A 14,946-nucleotide genomic window follows, 5' to 3' on the forward strand; every position below is an offset into this window, starting at 1 on the left:
TTAAGAAGAACTGCAGTGCCGTTCTTAAGGAGCCATACTCCAGAAGCGGGCGATACTATGTATCGCTCCATGCGGCACTGTTTCTCGTAAAATACAAGGCAAGTCAAGCACGTTGCTTAACTGTTCTTGTATTTTTAAGACTGAGCGTTCGCTCCGGCCACGATCTCGGTAATTTCCTGCGTAATTGCCGCCTGACGGGCACGGTTGTACGTAAGGGTAAGTTCTCCGATCATTTTCGACGCGTTCTTTGTTGCACTGCCCATCGCTGTCATTTTCGCACCCAGCTCACTGGCCTTGCCATCCAGAATTGCGCTATAAATCAAAGTTTCGGCGTATTTCGGAAGTAGTACTTCGAGTACGCCTTCTGGTGAAGGTTCATATTCGTAATTTGCAGTCGCTTCATGATGCTCATGATTTCCTACGCCTTCCATAGGCAACAGTCGATCAACGGTTGGGATCTGGGTAATCGCATTGACGAATTGGTTGTAGCAAACGTACAACTCATCATACGTACCATCTACAAACTGTTGTACTGCCGAATTAGCAATAGACTTAATGTCAGCAAATTTCGGCGCATCCGATAGCTCAGTAACTTCCTGTACAATCGGATATTCACGGCGGCGTAAGAAGTCACGGCCTTTACGACCGATAACGAACAAGGCGTACTCATCTTTGGATTTATGTCGTTCCGCGATGAGCATCGTCACCTTACGTAAAATATTAGCGTTGTATCCTCCCGCAAGCCCTCTATCAGAGGTCACGATAAGATAACCAGTTTTTTTCACAGGGCGACTGACCAGCATGGGATGCTGAACGCCTTCTGTACCGGCAGCAATGCTCGATACAACCTCTTTCAGCTTCTCAGCATAAGGACGGGCGGCAATTGCCTTCTCCTGGGCTTTTCTCAGCTTGGAGGCGGCTACCATTTCCATCGCTTTTGTGATCTGTCTTGTGTTTTGAACACTCTTAATTTGACGTTTAATATCACGCATGCTTCTTGCCATGATTTCACCACCTTAAAGCTTTGACGAAGTCAAAGCTAACTTCGTAAGCATCTTCTTAGCTTTGACGAATTCAAAGCCTACTTTATAAGTAATAGCCTGAGCTTCGGCAGAGCCAAAGCTCACTTAGTAAGATTCGTTTAGGTACGATTAGCTAGTAGCAAAGCCTCTTTTAAATTTATCAATCGCTGCTTTAAGAGCGGCTTCGTTATCTGCTGTCAAATCCTTGGTATCTCTGATGGATTGAGCAACTTCAGCAGCACTGCTGTCCATGTAAGCAAGGAATTCCTTTTCAAAACGTTTTACGTCTTTAACAGGAATATCATCCAAGTATCCCTTTACAGCTGTGTACAAGCTAAGCACTTGGTGCTCAACAGACAACGGCTGATTTACACCTTGTTTCAGAACTTCCATCATACGTGCTCCGCGATTCAGACGAGCAAGCGTAGATTTATCAAGATCTGAGCCAAACTGTGAGAAAGCTTGAAGTTCACGATATTGAGCAAGATCCAAACGGAGCGAGCCAGCTACCTTCTTCATCGCTTTAATCTGAGCGGAGCCCCCTACACGGGAAACGGAGATACCGACGTTGATCGCCGGACGTTGACCAGAGTAGAACAGATCGGATTCAAGGAAGATTTGACCATCTGTAATCGAGATTACGTTCGTAGGAATGTAAGCCGATACGTCAGATGCTTGTGTTTCGATGAACGGAAGCGCGGTTAATGAACCACCACCAAGCTCATCACTAAGCTTAGCCGCACGTTCCAAAAGACGGGAGTGCAAGTAGAACACGTCACCAGGGAACGCTTCACGACCCGGTGGACGACGAAGCAGCAAGGACAATTCGCGATAAGCCGAAGCTTGTTTTGAAAGGTCATCATAAATGATCAGTACGTGTTCGCCCTTGTACATAAAGTACTCGCCCATTGCGCAACCTGCGTATGGAGCAATATACAACAGCGGGGATGGCTCTGAAGCCGAAGCAGTTACAACGATTGTATATTCCAACGCGCCATGACGGCGGAGAGTTTCTACAACCTGTGCTACTGTGGATTGTTTTTGTCCAATGGCAACATAAATACATTTCATTCCGTTGCCTTTTTGGTTGATAATCGCATCGATTGCGATTGCAGTCTTACCTGTTTGCCGGTCACCAATGATAAGTTCGCGTTGTCCACGACCAATTGGTACCATCGCATCAATCGCTTTAAGACCAGTTTGCATTGGCTCATGAACCGATTTACGGTCGATAACACCAGGAGCGTTATTCTCAACCGGACGGAACTCCGTCGTTTGGATTGGGCCTTTACCGTCAAGCGGCATACCGAGTGCGTTAACAACACGACCCAGAAGGGCCTCTCCAACTGGAACTTGCATGATTTGTCCAGTACGTTTTACTTGATCGCCTTCACGAATTTCCTTGTACTCACCCAGAATAACAACACCGACGTTGCTTTCTTCCAGATTGAGCGCCATGCCCACTACACCGTTGGAGAACTCTAGCAACTCGCCTGCCATTGCGTTTTCCAGACCGTAGACACGAGCGATACCGTCTCCGACTTGAATGACGGTGCCCACTTCGGCAACTTCGATATCGGCTTTATATTGCTCAATTTGACTTTTGATCAAAGTGCTGATCTCTTCAGGTCTGATGCCCAATATCCTCACCCCTATCTTCTATGCTTATCATTAAAGGATTTCTCGAGACGTTCCAATTTACTAGAAAGACTTCCGTCATACAGCGTATCGCCGATATAAACCTTCAGTCCTCCCAGCAGGCTTGGATCGACCACATTCGTAACCCGAATTTTACGGTTTACGAGCTGGCCGAATTCTGCAGCTACAGCCGCTTGTTCTTCTTCACTTAAAGAATAAACGGAGTATACCTTAGCATCACCAATGCCAAGAGCGTCTCCTTCAATCTTGATATACGTATCCAGCAGTTCGGCAAAAATATCGGTTCTGCCTCGCTCTACTAACAGTTCTACAATGTTCATTACAATAGGAGAGAGCTTATCTTGAAGTGCTGTGCGCAGCACTTTCAGCTTGTCGGACTCCGAGATACGTGGTGCAAGAATAAACCGCTGTACCTCTTGGTCTAAATGTAATACTTCGACCACTGCCTTGAGCTGTTCTTCTACTTCAAGGGTAATCCCCTTCTCTACCGCTGCACTGTACAATGCTTTAGCGTAGCGCTTGGCAACTACCGTATCGCGGCTCATGATCGGCCTCCTACCTCATTGAGGTATTGGTTCACAAGCTGCTCCTGCTCACTGCTAGCACTAACTTCTTTCTTAAGAAGTTTAGAAGCAATACGAACAGATGCCGTTCCAATTTCGCTGCGCAACTCTTCCACTGCTTTATTCTTCTCGTTCTCGATATCGCGCACGGCCTCTTCTTTGACGCGTGCAGCTTCAACTTTAGCTTGCGCCAAAGCTTGTTCTACCTGTTGATTACTAGTAATTTGCGATTGTTGAATAATCTGTTGAGCTTCCTGGCGTGCACTGTTCAGCGCCTGCTTCTGCTCTTCCACATACGCGACCGCTTGCTCTCTAGTCTTCGCAGCTTCATCCATTTGCTGCATTACCAGCTCACGGCGTTTCTCCATAACTGCGAACAGTTTGCTGAACGCATACTTACTGAGCAAGAAATATAGAATCCCAAAGGCTACAATTGAAAATACGATGTTTGTCCAAACAATTTCCACTGAGGTCACTCCCTTCCGTTACCGCGTCATGCGGACGTATACAAAAGTAAGGCGCGGATGGCATCGGCCGTCCCCGCCAAACCGTAAATACGGTTTATTAAGAAAACATGATCAGGAATGCGATAACTGTTGCTGCCAACGGAATAACTTCGACGATACCTACACCGATAAACATTGTTGTTTGAAGCGCGTTACGAGCTTCTGGTTGACGAGCGATGGACTCAACTGTTCTACTAACGATCATACCGTTACCAAGACCTGCGCCAAGTGCACCCAATCCAACCGCTATTGCTGCTGCTAAAAATTCCATTTGTAAATATCCTCCTTTAATTTCGGTTCATAATGTGTTTAATGATATAAGATATCTCCCGCGAAAGAAAATTAGACAATAACCGTTCCCTTCGCAGCAGTTCATTAATGTGCTTCTTCTTCGTGAATCGTCATCTGTGCGATATAAACCATCGTCAGAATCGTAAAGATAAACGCTTGTAGTGCCCCGACGAAAATACTGAAGCCTTGCCATACAGCCAGGAACGGAATACTGAGAATCCCCAGCTTCAAAATGACTGTAATCAGTACTTCTCCGGCAAAAATGTTAGCAAATAGACGAATAGCCAGCGCTACTGGTTTTGCCAGGTTCTCGATAATGTTCAGTGGCAAAAAGATTGGAAACGGCTCAATATAGTGTTTGAAATAATGCTTGCCGTTGAGCTTAATGCCCAGGAAGTTCATCAGTATAAACACAATAATTGCCAATCCTGCAGTGATATTAATGTCAGCAGTCGGCGACTTGTACCATAAGATCTCAACATGATCACCATGCGCCAAGTTCCTGGTTGCTTCAATCACATGGCCAAACACGGTTACAGGTCCATGTGCTTCAGTTACAACTGAGAAAGGCAATCCAAGAAGGTTGGAAACAAAGATAAACAGAATCAACGTTAGCCCCAAAGATATGTAAGGTTTTCCTTTCTTCAGGTCCATGGCACTGCTTATGACACCCTCTACAAATTCAACAACCCATTCCATAAAATTCTGAAGCTTAGATGGATTCTCAACCGAAAGCTTACGAACCGACAGCATCACCAGCACAAATACTACTGTACAACTGATCAGAAGCATCAATACGGCTGATATATCTATCGGTATTCCCCCGACAAAGATTTTCGGCATCTCATGCATAGTATCATCCCCCTTTCTCTTTAATCTGGTTAAAGTTTGTTCTTCACACTCAGATATATCCCCGCAGGAATGGCGAGAAGCTGAGGAATGAATACGCCTGAAACAGTTGCTACCAGGGAGAAATGCTCAATCTTGACCGCGAACATGGTGACCAAAATTGCGAAGCTAATCCGTGTAACAAAACCGAGGCTGAAGGCATTCCCTTCGTTGCTCGCAATCGACTGCGTTACCCGTCGAACCTTGACGGCCAGATAACGAAAGTTTACCAATCCCGCCACCAGACCCAGAGTCATGCCCAGTGTAAAATCCCTGGTCTCATGATGAAGCGCCCAGCCCATTAAGAGTCCTGCCATAAGGACGAGCGTAACTCTAGTGACGGTATTGATCATGGGAGTCATATTATCCATTCTGCTCCCCCAAAAATTTTTTAATTAACAGGACGACGTTCACAATTCCCAGAATCATTCCGGTTATAGTGCCAATAGCGAGCCAATATTTTGGCCCCTCCATCAAGTCTTTCAGCCACCTTGCCGCAAAAAAACCAATAACAATGTAAGCGGCTAGTATAGTGCCTGCACTTCCAATGATAAGCGCGGTCTGTAACAAGCTGTCCCTGCTATTTTGTTCTTTCATGGCTACAATCCCAACTAATTTTACTGAATTTCTGGAGTCTTTGTCAATTCATTGAACATTGCCCAAAAACCCTTGAAAACATGAAAATAATCACAGCAAAATGTTCCAAAACCATATAAACCGTACAGTTTCACTGTATGTTGATTTTAATCAGGTCAGATATTACTTTAAATGAAATTATTTATTTTTTGTGAACATTCTGTGAAACTCTTCAGGACGCTCCTTATTTACACCAAAATGGTGCAAAATCGCATTGACAATTCGTTGGGAGGCTTTGCCATCTCCGTACGGGTTGGCGGCCCGACTCATCGACTGATAGAGCTCATTATCAGTCAAAAGAGCATGTGTCCGTGCATACACCTTCTCCTCGTCCGTGCCCACAAGTTCTAGCGTTCCAGCGTCTATCCCTTCAGGACGCTCCGTCGTATCACGAAGCACAAGTACTGGTACTCCGTATGAAGGAGCTTCCTCTTGTAAACCGCCAGAATCGGTCAATATCAAGTGGGTATGCGGATAAAAATTATGCAAATCCACGACATCCAGCGGATCAATCAGCTTAATTCTTGGATGTCCACCCAAAATTTCATGTGCAGGTTCCTTAACGGCAGGACTCGGATGCACAGGATAAACAATGGCTACATCTTCGAATTCATCAGCGATTCTTTTGACAGCCCGGAAGATATTCCGATGCGGTTCACCTTGCGATTCTCTACGGTGAGCAGTCATCAAAATAAGTTTTTTTCCTGAAGCAAAATCCAAAACAGGATGCCGGTAATCAGGCTGTACGGTATATTGAAACACATCGGTTACAGTGTTGCCTGTGATATAAATACTTGATTCTTTTTTGTTCTCATGTCTCAGATTACTAGCTGACCAATCCGTTGGAGCGAAATGCAGGTCTGCTAATACACCTGTAAGCTGACGGTTCATTTCTTCAGGATACGGAGACAATTTGTTCCATGTCCGAAGTCCTGCTTCTACGTGCCCAACCTGAATTTGCTGCAGGAAAGAGGCATAGCTTGCAAGGAACGTCGTTAATGTGTCCCCGTGCACCAATACGAGATCAGGTTTAACCTCTCTGAGTACAGGTTCCAGGCCTTCAAGTACTCGAATAGTAATCTCATTAAGCGTCTGACGATCCTTCATCACATCCAGATCGTAATCAGGAGTGATATTGAACACTTCCAACACTTGATCGAGCAACTCCCTGTGCTGTGCTGTTACACATACAATTGACTCGATGTGCTCAGGATGCTTCTTCAGTTCAAGAACTAGAGGAGCCATCTTGATCGCCTCGGGGCGCACTCCGAAAATAGTCATCACTTTAATTTTGGACATAACCCCTACCCTCTCATCAAAAAATAAACAAATTTCTTATATCCTATTACGAATTACTATTTACTTAGTTCCGTACAAACGATCTCCAGCATCGCCAAGTCCCGGAACGATATATCCATGCTCATTCAAATGATCGTCAAGCGCAGCCACATAAATATCAACATCTGGGTGAGCCTCTTGAACCGCAGCAACACCTTCTGGAGCTGCAATCAGGTTCATCATTTTAATTTGTGTACAGCCACGCTTCTTCAGCGAGGTAATAGCAGCAATCGCAGATCCCCCCGTAGCTAGCATTGGATCAATTACGATCAGCTCACGTTCCTGTACATCTGTAGGAAGCTTGATGTAATACTCAACCGGTTGAAGCGTGTCCGGATCACGGAATAAGCCAACATGTCCTACTTTAGCAGCAGGAAGAAGCTTCAGAACGCCCTCAAGCATACCCAGACCAGCACGAAGAATAGGGATAAGCCCAAGCATTCTTCCAGAAATCACTTTACTTTCCGTTTCAGTGACCGGTGTTTGTACTGTAATGGTTTCTAGAGGAATATCACGTGTTATCTCATAAGCCATCAATGTGGCAACTTCGTCAACATGCTCTCTGAAATCCTTCGTGTTTGTTCTTACGTCGCGAATAAATGTTAGTTTGTGTTGAATTAAAGGATGATCGCAAATCACCAATTTTCCCATTTCCTGTCCCTCCGGTAATTGTAAGTCGTGTCTATAACCCTAGAAAGCGCTTTTGCTTCTCTATGGCTAAATCCTGTCTATTATAGCATTCCCATCGCCGCATTTCACCTAGAAAGGCACATGTACCCATATTGAACCCCTACCCTTGTGTTTTCCTTCGCTTATAAAGGTAAGGATTGGTAATTCCGTTGCCTTTTCAGGAATAAAACCTAGATTAGGTTGTGCAAATTTGCACTTTTCATACTATTCACATTTTTTTCACTATTGTTTATGAAAGTTCCATGAACTTTCATGATTGATTTCATGTTTTTCCATCAATTCACCCATGTAATATTGTGAACAATAAACAACAAAAAACCTCCACCAAACCCTAAAATCAGGACTCGGTGGAGGTAAATTTATTAATGAATACGAGTAAGAACTAGTACTTCAGTTCTGGATAAAGTGGGTACTGATCCGTCAAATCAGCAACTTGACGAGCTGCCTCAGCTAATTTCACTTCATCCTTCGGATTCTTCAGAACATTAGCTATAATGCGGCCAATAACCACCATAGCTTGCTCGTCCATACCACGGGAAGTAACCGCAGGTGTACCAATACGAATTCCACTTGTTACGAAAGGACTTGTAGGATCAAATGGAATTGCGTTTTTATTCACAGTGATTCCGATGGAATCTAGTACTTTTTCCGCATCTTTTCCGGTAATGTTCAGGTTACGTGTATCAAGCAACATCAAGTGGTTATCTGTACCACCGGATACAATGTTAACCCCTTCGCTAATCAGTGTTTCTGCGAGAACATTTGCATTCTTCACTACATTCTCAGCATAAGTCTTAAAGGATGGCAGCAAAGCTTCGCCGAATGCGACTGCTTTTGAAGCAATGACATGCATCAGCGGTCCACCTTGGGAACCCGGGAATACGGCTTTATCGATAGCAGCTGCCCATGGCTGTCTGCACATAATCATACCTCCGCGGGGACCGCGTAAAGTCTTATGTGTTGTAGTTGTAACGAAATGAGCATGAGGAACCGGGCTCGGATGAAGACCAGCAGCAACAAGCCCTGCGATATGGGCCATATCTACCATAAACAACGCGCCGACATCATTGGCGATAGCACCAAGCTTTTCGAAATCAATAATGCGCGGATACGCACTTGCACCAGCAACAATCAACTTAGGACGGTGCTTGAAGGCTGCTTTGCGCACTTCGTCATAATCAATTAGGAAAGTATCTTCTTGTACACCATAAGCTACGAAGTTATAGAGTAATCCAGAAGCATTTACTGGACTACCATGCGTTAAATGTCCGCCATGCGCCAAGTTCATGCCAAGAACCGTGTCGCCCGGGTTAAGTGCAGCGAGATATACAGCCATATTCGCTTGTGCTCCAGAGTGAGGCTGTACGTTGACATGTTCCGCACCGAACAATTCTTTTGCACGATCACGAGCCAGATTCTCAACGATATCCACATCTTCACAGCCACCATAATACCGTTTGCCTGGATAGCCTTCTGCATATTTGTTCGTAAGCACTGAGCCCATGGCTTCCATTACGGCTTCGCTAACGATATTCTCTGAGGCAATAAGCTCAATGTTGGCACGCTGACGTTTCAGTTCCAGTTCCATTGCTTCCAGTACTGCCGGGTCACTCTTACGTAATTGTTCCATGTTCTTATTTCCTCCCTAGTGTGTGTAGATATGTTGTATTTAAATAGAAACGATTCGCCCGCCACGAAAAAGCTTTAGGTCTACGTTTCTGCAAAAACATAAATCTAAGTTCATCAATCACAAACCTGTGAACCACTCTGTTCAAGAGTACGGTAAACCGCACGTTCGCCGCCAATAAGCGGAGGTCTGGTCCATGCCGCGTTCACTCTAGCTGCTCCAATGTACCGTAAGGTCGGTCGAAAAGGAACTGCCACGCGGCGCAAATGCATACCTATAAGAGTCTCACCAATGTCTAAGCCAGCATGTGCTTCTATCGTTTCCGCCAGAACAGGATCTTTCATAGAGCGATAGGCAGCCGCAGCCATCGAACCGCCAGCACCCGGTATAGGTACAGCTGAAACTTCACTTAGCCCAAGCGACTCTAGCAATGAGCGTTCCATTACAAGCGCACGATTCAGATGCTCACAGCACTGATAAACGAGATGAAATCCTTTTTCCGCTGCGACCAAACGAGCCCCGTCAAGCAGTTGCTGTGCGACTTCAAGCGCACCACCGGTTCCAATACGGACACCAGCGACCTCACTTGTGCTAACTCCTAGGACAACAATTTTACCAGATCCAAGGTTACCAGCTTCCGCCAACTCCCTTAACACAGTGACAGTAGCTTCAGTTAAAGATAACTCCACAACTTTGTCCATCACCCTACCTCCTCAAGCTTCAAACAAGCTTCATTTAAACAAAAAAGAGCAGTCCGCAGGTAGCTGCGGATTTGCTCTTTTGCCCAGGCGACCGGCCGTTTATTCCGATGCTCCATCGTGGTTTGATCCACATTTGTCGCCAGTTACATCGGAACCGATTAGTTGTACTTTTATCTTAAAGCAAAGCGGACTGAAAATCAACCATTTACAAATGGCGTAAGGATTCCAGTTTATCTAATAAACTAAACAACGAAGTGCGAATCTCAGCAGCAGTAAGCTCATAATCTTCACGCGTACCCCCGAATGGATCAGAAATATCAAAGCTTGGGATACGCTGGCGGATTTCAATCATTCGTTGTAGATCCGTTGCGTTGGGTTCACCACCTAGAGCTATGCTTAACTCAGCATCTGCATAAAGGCTGTCCAATTCTTTAATATCCTCAGTCACAGCTTCTTCATTATGCACGTATTCCTTCAATGTATATGTTTTTGTTACGGCATCCGGAAAATACTGTAGCAAATGCTGCTTATGTCCACTGGTTAAGGTAAGCACAAGATCGGCCCAAGTGACGGATTGCCCCGTTAATTGCGACGACTCTAAATGATCATGAATGCCTTCTTCCTGCAAAATAGCTGCAGCATGTCTCGATATAGAAGTACCAGAAATGGCAGATACACCTGCAGACCGCACTTCCAGGTCGATTCCACGTTCCTTCGCAAGCTTTCGCAAAAGCCCCTCAGCCATAGGACTACGGCATGTATTACCGGTGCAGACGAATAAAATATGCAGCATGCTTTTGCACCCCCATGAAATTAAAATATTGTAATGCCGTTATTGTATCAAAAGATGAATAGCAAGCCAAACCCCAATAAAATAGCCCCGCCCAATGCTTCCCCATATTCTCCGAGTCCACGACTGACATGCCGCCCAAGAAGCAAGCCGATAATTGACATCAGACCTCCACAGGCACCAAAAGCTAGTATAGTCAGAAGCACACCATTCACAAACATCCCTAAGGATACCCCAACGGAAAAAGAATCCACACTTACACTGAGTGATAGAAGCAGCATTCCCCATAAGGTTCGGTGATTCATAGCTCGCGTACCTACCACTTCCGGACGAAAGGAGTTATACACCATGTGTCCGCCTAACAGCACAAGTAGCCCTCCTGCGGCATAAGTTGTTACTTGACCTAGCAAATGTCCGACATAACTTCCAGTTAATAAACCTAGAAGAGGCATCAGCATATGAAAAAAAGCAATGAGCACACTCATTTGCAGAATATGCAGCAGACGAATCCCCTTCATCCCGATCCCTACTCCGAGCGAAAAGGCATCCATCCCTAATGCAATCGCCATTATAGCAATAGTAACTGTCTGCCCCCAACCGGCATATACATCTCCTATGCCCATGCTTAACCCCCCAAGTCCGAAATATCTTGTACAACAACGATATGCGGACAAGGGGGTAATCATGACTTCATAAGAGATTTCAGATTCGAAGAACCTGCACTATAGCCGGATAGAAAGGTCGCCGTAGCTATCCGGCGTCAATGACGGAACCACCGGCTGCCTTCATAAGCCGGTTCATAATAGCTACGCCGAGGCCCGTATGCGGACAAGCCTCGGCCAAGATGTAAGTCGCTCCCGCTTCATCGAAGCGCCGCAGCGCGGCATATAGGGAGCGTGCCCCTTCCTCCGGCGAGGATAACGAGCCGAGGGAAAGAACGCAGGCGGCAGGATCGGCGGGATAGAGGGGCTTATGCTCCTCGAAGAGGAGTAAGCCCGTCACTTCGCCGTTCAGCTGTGCCGCCTGAAGTAGACTCGCGGCTTCATCCGCAACACGTTGCGGAGAAGATCCGCTCACCACACCGAGCCAGCCGCGCGGCGCGTAGTGCGTGTATTTCATGCCCGGCGCGCGTGGCGCCGAGCTGTCGGAAACAGCTTCTGCACCGTGGCGCTCCTTCGGTGCAGTGGCTACTGGAGCTTCCGCTGCTGCGGAAGTTCCAAATTCTTTAACCACAGCTGGCTCAGCAGCAATAGCTTCTGCTCCCACTACAGCAGCTAACTGCTCCAAAGTAATCCCACCAGGGCGAAGCACGGCAACCTTTCCATCAGGCTGCACCTGCACCACAGTTGACTCCAGTCCAACTCCGGCGGCGCCGCCATCAAGTACACCGCCAATGTATCCGGCCAAGTCTTCCATCACATGTGAAGCTAAGGTCGGACTCGGACGACCGGAACGGTTAGCACTAGGTGCCGCAACGGGACAGCCCGCTGCACTGATCAGCGCCAAAGCTACCGGATGATCAGGCATACGAACACCTACCGTGTCCAGTCCTGCCGTTACACAGGGTGACAAAACACCCTCACGAACAGGAAGCACAACTGTCAGCGGTCCAGGCCAATAAGCATCCATCAATACCGCAGCCGTAGGATGCACTTCTGTAACCAGCTCGTCTAAAGCACTTGGATCAGCAATATGCACGATTAGGGGATTGTCAGACGGTCGCCCTTTTGCCGCAAAAACAGCCTCAACTGCCGCAGTATTCCTTGCATCCGCACCAAGTCCATAGACCGTTTCGGTTGGAAAAGCGACCGTTCCACCTTCACGAAGCATGGCTGCCGCCTCCACGATGGCTAACTTATTCTCCTCACTTGGCTGAAGCACATCGGAATCCGATTCTGCATCTTCCAGCAAATCCAGTACCCAATATACAGTCTCATTTCTATTTCCACTCCGCCGCTGAACGGCGAATAAAGGGTCGTGTGGTTCATTCATTCTCATCACAGGCTTTCTACAGGATATATATTGAACAATAGCTTTTCTTGCAATCTTAGGATAAATACTCTGGAGGTTCATTAACTCTAATCTTACCAAAAAGCGGCCCCAATGAAGGCGCCGCAGTCGATCTGCTTATGAAATAGTAACATATCTAGATTCAAAACTATAGACCATTTCCACAAAACCAAAGGGCTAACACCAGCATTACGACCATAATCCGCTAATCCAGTTCCAAAGGTTTTGCAGCAGTTCCCAAACGAAGAACCGTACCTCTGGCTCTGCGGAATCCGCTGCCGCAACATCCTTCGCCGAAGAATCTGCTTGTACAGCTGTTCCTACTGCTGGTTGCGCCTTAACTCCGCTATCTGCCCCGGCAGCCGAGACGGTCTTCGCCCCTTTATTAGCAGCAGGCGCTGCTGCATCTCCGGAGCCCGCATCGATAAAGCACAGCGGCGGAAACAGTACACACCACCAGTTCTGACCCTTTCCCTCGCCCAACGTAACCCGCACAGCCTCGTATTCTCCGGCCGGATAGACTGTTCCACCGTATAATTTGGTCGGAAAAGGAACTACACCCAGCTCAACGTTATAAGAATATTGAATGCCACGTTTCTCTAGCTCCGATCCAACCAGTGCATTAAGCTCTGGTAGATGAGTTCTAATTAAAGCGCGTGCCTGCTCTAAACTCTGTGGGTCCTCAAGTGCAGTTACCCACTGGTTCATTTGCTCTACGATTGTATCGCGGATTTGCCGCTTCACTAGTTGATCTTGTGTTCCGTCCGAATTCGCCAGAATACGCAGCCGGATAGAATCCTGCGGAATCGATACTTCGGCTACTGCTGCATCGGTTTTTTGACCTTCCCAGGCCATGATAACGATCATAAAAAAACAAATTAAAATGGCAGTATACTTAAAAGTTACACGTAAGGAATCTCTTTTATCCATATGATTATCGTTCATTTGTCGCAGCCCCTCTCCTCTTAACTCTCATGCTAGTAGTATGTCCAGAGATGAGAGACTGCAAACCTATGAATCTATTAAATCTATAATTTTACAGCAAGCGCCTTAGGCAACTGCAAATCCTCCTCAACATCCCGACCATAAAGATGCACACTCATTACAATCCCCATGCAGGCCATATTAATTAAAAGAGATGTGCCTCCATAACTGATGAACGGAAGTGTAATTCCCGTAAGCGGCATTAGGCCGATAAAAGCTCCAATATTCTCTAAGATTTGATATAGCAGCATTGCCGTAATTCCAATAATCAAAAACGGGCCACTACGCTCCCTACTCTCTAGAGCAATCAGTATCATCCGGTGAAGAAGAATAAAAAAGAGTAACAACAGCAGCGCTGAACCTACGAACCCAAACTCCTCCGCAACCTGTACGAATATGGCATCCGAATAGGTATATGGAACACGGTTACTCTGCACAGAGCTTCCTTGCATGTACCCCTCGCCGCTCATCCCTCCGGAGGCAATAGCCACTTTAGCATTTTTCGTGTGATAGCTTGCATCATCTGAAGCCAAATCAGGTACGAGCCAAGGATCAAAACGATCCACTAAATGCTTCCTGCCAAGGGTCTCCTCAAAAAAATATACCGCTTCATCATGATAGTGAATATAGCTCAGAATTCCTGCAAGACCCAATCCGCCAACGATTAGTAATCCGATGAGTGCATGTGAAATTTTGATATTCCCGATCCATAGAAGACCGATTAATATTACGATGTAGCTTAGCGCATTTCCGAGATCATTCTGTACAATAACTATGGCAAAAGGGAGCAATGTAAGAAGCGCCAGCGGAACGACTCCCTTCCAGAAGGTTAGCGTGGCTCCTTGTTTACGGACCAGTATGGACGCGAGTAAAAGAATCAATATCAACTTAAAAAGCTCCGCAGGTTGAAAGCTAAGTCCACCTATCTCTAGCCCTAATTGCGCACCGTTCTTTACCTTACCAAAAAAACTAACCGACACTAGCAGACCAATACCCAAGATGTAAATATAAAGAGCATATTTAACAAATATCCTATAGTCCACGAAGGTAAGCACAAAAAACGCTACAAACCCTACAATGTAGTATTTAAGCATTTGTAGATGGAACCCATCTAGTTTCTGAACTAATCTACCATTAGTCACGCTGTATATCGAAAGAATACTAATCACCATCAGCATAACTAGAACAATAAGAATCACGCTATCGATCTTCTTGAGCTTTTTAAGCATACGCAAACCCCT

The 14,946-nt window shown here is 46.1% G+C and carries 17 protein-coding genes and 1 riboswitch; all 17 genes read right to left on the reverse strand.

Annotated elements, in window-relative coordinates; translation table 11 throughout:
- Window positions 1-134: 134 nt before the first annotated feature.
- The 17 genes from atpG to NSS87_RS29015 all read right to left on the reverse strand — a co-directional run bounded on the left by atpG (window position 135) and on the right by NSS87_RS29015 (window position 14,934).
- A complete protein-coding gene (atpG, locus tag NSS87_RS28935) occupies window positions 135-1,004 on the reverse strand; it encodes an ATP synthase F1 subunit gamma (protein ID WP_042131368.1) in 870 nt (289 codons plus the stop codon).
- Window positions 1,005-1,151: 147 nt separating this feature from the next.
- Window positions 1,152-2,663, reverse strand: a complete 1,512-nt coding sequence (atpA, locus tag NSS87_RS28940; protein ID WP_042131369.1) for a F0F1 ATP synthase subunit alpha — start codon at window positions 2,661-2,663, stop codon at window positions 1,152-1,154.
- A gap of 11 nt (window positions 2,664-2,674) precedes the next feature.
- On the reverse strand, window positions 2,675-3,226 hold the full coding sequence (locus NSS87_RS28945) for a F0F1 ATP synthase subunit delta (RefSeq protein ID WP_042192468.1): 552 nt from the start codon (window positions 3,224-3,226) through the stop codon (window positions 2,675-2,677).
- Window positions 3,223-3,711: a F0F1 ATP synthase subunit B gene (gene atpF / locus NSS87_RS28950; RefSeq protein ID WP_042131371.1), complete on the reverse strand. Its 489-nt coding sequence runs from the start codon at window positions 3,709-3,711 to the stop codon at window positions 3,223-3,225. Before atpF ends, NSS87_RS28945 begins: the two co-directional genes overlap by 4 nt.
- 97 nt (window positions 3,712-3,808) lie before the next feature.
- Window positions 3,809-4,021 carry a F0F1 ATP synthase subunit C gene (gene atpE / locus NSS87_RS28955; protein ID WP_039877624.1) on the reverse strand — a complete coding sequence of 71 codons (213 nt, stop codon included), beginning with the start codon at window positions 4,019-4,021 and terminating at the stop codon, window positions 3,809-3,811.
- A gap of 104 nt (window positions 4,022-4,125) precedes the next feature.
- Window positions 4,126-4,893, reverse strand: coding sequence for a F0F1 ATP synthase subunit A (gene atpB / locus NSS87_RS28960; RefSeq protein WP_042192471.1), 768 nt, complete (start codon window positions 4,891-4,893; stop codon window positions 4,126-4,128).
- 29 nt (window positions 4,894-4,922) lie between these two features.
- Window positions 4,923-5,300 carry an ATP synthase subunit I gene (locus tag NSS87_RS28965; RefSeq protein ID WP_042192473.1) on the reverse strand — a complete coding sequence of 126 codons (378 nt, stop codon included), beginning with the start codon at window positions 5,298-5,300 and terminating at the stop codon, window positions 4,923-4,925.
- Complete coding sequence (locus tag NSS87_RS28970; RefSeq protein WP_042192476.1) at window positions 5,293-5,526, reverse strand: AtpZ/AtpI family protein; 234 nt, start codon at window positions 5,524-5,526, stop codon at window positions 5,293-5,295. The genes NSS87_RS28965 and NSS87_RS28970 overlap by 8 nt, the downstream gene beginning before the upstream one ends.
- 177 nt (window positions 5,527-5,703) lie before the next feature.
- Window positions 5,704-6,864 (reverse strand): UDP-N-acetylglucosamine 2-epimerase (non-hydrolyzing), encoded by a 1,161-nt coding sequence (gene wecB, locus NSS87_RS28975; RefSeq protein WP_042192480.1) that lies wholly within the window; start codon window positions 6,862-6,864, stop codon window positions 5,704-5,706.
- A gap of 60 nt (window positions 6,865-6,924) precedes the next feature.
- Complete coding sequence (upp, locus tag NSS87_RS28980; protein WP_042131376.1) at window positions 6,925-7,554, reverse strand: uracil phosphoribosyltransferase; 630 nt, start codon at window positions 7,552-7,554, stop codon at window positions 6,925-6,927.
- Between the two features lie 421 nt (window positions 7,555-7,975).
- The gene (glyA, locus tag NSS87_RS28985) at window positions 7,976-9,223 is read right to left on the reverse strand and encodes a serine hydroxymethyltransferase (protein WP_042192482.1); all 1,248 of its coding nucleotides are present in this window, start codon (window positions 9,221-9,223) and stop codon (window positions 7,976-7,978) included.
- Window positions 9,224-9,336: 113 nt separating this feature from the next.
- Window positions 9,337-9,921 (reverse strand): TIGR01440 family protein, encoded by a 585-nt coding sequence (locus tag NSS87_RS28990; RefSeq protein WP_339243790.1) that lies wholly within the window; start codon window positions 9,919-9,921, stop codon window positions 9,337-9,339.
- Between the two features lie 74 nt (window positions 9,922-9,995).
- Window positions 9,996-10,078, reverse strand: a riboswitch (ZMP/ZTP riboswitch).
- A gap of 48 nt (window positions 10,079-10,126) precedes the next feature.
- A complete protein-coding gene (locus NSS87_RS28995) occupies window positions 10,127-10,714 on the reverse strand; it encodes a low molecular weight protein arginine phosphatase (protein ID WP_339243791.1) in 588 nt (195 codons plus the stop codon).
- Between the two features lie 47 nt (window positions 10,715-10,761).
- On the reverse strand, window positions 10,762-11,334 hold the full coding sequence (locus NSS87_RS29000) for a manganese efflux pump (RefSeq protein WP_042192488.1): 573 nt from the start codon (window positions 11,332-11,334) through the stop codon (window positions 10,762-10,764).
- Window positions 11,335-11,461: 127 nt separating this feature from the next.
- Window positions 11,462-12,703 carry an L-threonylcarbamoyladenylate synthase gene (locus NSS87_RS29005; protein WP_042194638.1) on the reverse strand — a complete coding sequence of 414 codons (1,242 nt, stop codon included), beginning with the start codon at window positions 12,701-12,703 and terminating at the stop codon, window positions 11,462-11,464.
- Window positions 12,704-12,910: 207 nt separating this feature from the next.
- Entirely contained in the window at window positions 12,911-13,666 is a 756-nt protein-coding gene (gene spoIIR, locus NSS87_RS29010) for a stage II sporulation protein R (protein ID WP_339243793.1), read from the reverse strand.
- An 83-nt stretch (window positions 13,667-13,749) separates the two neighbouring features.
- A complete protein-coding gene (locus tag NSS87_RS29015; RefSeq protein WP_076285647.1) occupies window positions 13,750-14,934 on the reverse strand; it encodes an FtsW/RodA/SpoVE family cell cycle protein in 1,185 nt (394 codons plus the stop codon).
- Between the last annotated feature and the right edge of the window lie 12 nt (window positions 14,935-14,946).

This window comes from Paenibacillus sp. FSL F4-0243 (genome assembly GCF_037963295.1).
Classification (GTDB): Bacteria; Bacillota; Bacilli; order Paenibacillales; family Paenibacillaceae; genus Paenibacillus_AQ.

Excerpts from the sequence above, each read along its gene's own strand:
- atpG (WP_042131368.1), bottom strand. The coding sequence starts at position 1,004 with ATGGCAAGAAGCATGCGTGATATTAAACGTCAAATTAAGAGTGTTCAA.
- NSS87_RS28945 (WP_042192468.1), bottom strand. The coding sequence starts at position 3,226 with ATGAGCCGCGATACGGTAGTTGCCAAGCGCTACGCTAAAGCATTGTAC.
- atpE (WP_039877624.1), bottom strand. The coding sequence starts at position 4,021 with ATGGAATTTTTAGCAGCAGCAATAGCGGTTGGATTGGGTGCACTTGGC.
- atpB (WP_042192471.1), bottom strand. The coding sequence starts at position 4,893 with ATGCATGAGATGCCGAAAATCTTTGTCGGGGGAATACCGATAGATATA.
- NSS87_RS28965 (WP_042192473.1), bottom strand. The coding sequence starts at position 5,300 with ATGGATAATATGACTCCCATGATCAATACCGTCACTAGAGTTACGCTC.
- NSS87_RS28970 (WP_042192476.1), bottom strand. The coding sequence starts at position 5,526 with ATGAAAGAACAAAATAGCAGGGACAGCTTGTTACAGACCGCGCTTATC.
- wecB (WP_042192480.1), bottom strand. The coding sequence starts at position 6,864 with ATGTCCAAAATTAAAGTGATGACTATTTTCGGAGTGCGCCCCGAGGCG.
- upp (WP_042131376.1), bottom strand. The coding sequence starts at position 7,554 with ATGGGAAAATTGGTGATTTGCGATCATCCTTTAATTCAACACAAACTA.
- glyA (WP_042192482.1), bottom strand. The coding sequence starts at position 9,223 with ATGGAACAATTACGTAAGAGTGACCCGGCAGTACTGGAAGCAATGGAA.
- NSS87_RS28990 (WP_339243790.1), bottom strand. The coding sequence starts at position 9,921 with ATGGACAAAGTTGTGGAGTTATCTTTAACTGAAGCTACTGTCACTGTG.
- NSS87_RS28995 (WP_339243791.1), bottom strand. The coding sequence starts at position 10,714 with ATGCTGCATATTTTATTCGTCTGCACCGGTAATACATGCCGTAGTCCT.
- NSS87_RS29000 (WP_042192488.1), bottom strand. The coding sequence starts at position 11,334 with ATGGGCATAGGAGATGTATATGCCGGTTGGGGGCAGACAGTTACTATT.
- NSS87_RS29005 (WP_042194638.1), bottom strand. The coding sequence starts at position 12,703 with ATGAATGAACCACACGACCCTTTATTCGCCGTTCAGCGGCGGAGTGGA.
- spoIIR (WP_339243793.1), bottom strand. The coding sequence starts at position 13,666 with ATGAACGATAATCATATGGATAAAAGAGATTCCTTACGTGTAACTTTT.
- NSS87_RS29015 (WP_076285647.1), bottom strand. The coding sequence starts at position 14,934 with ATGCTTAAAAAGCTCAAGAAGATCGATAGCGTGATTCTTATTGTTCTA.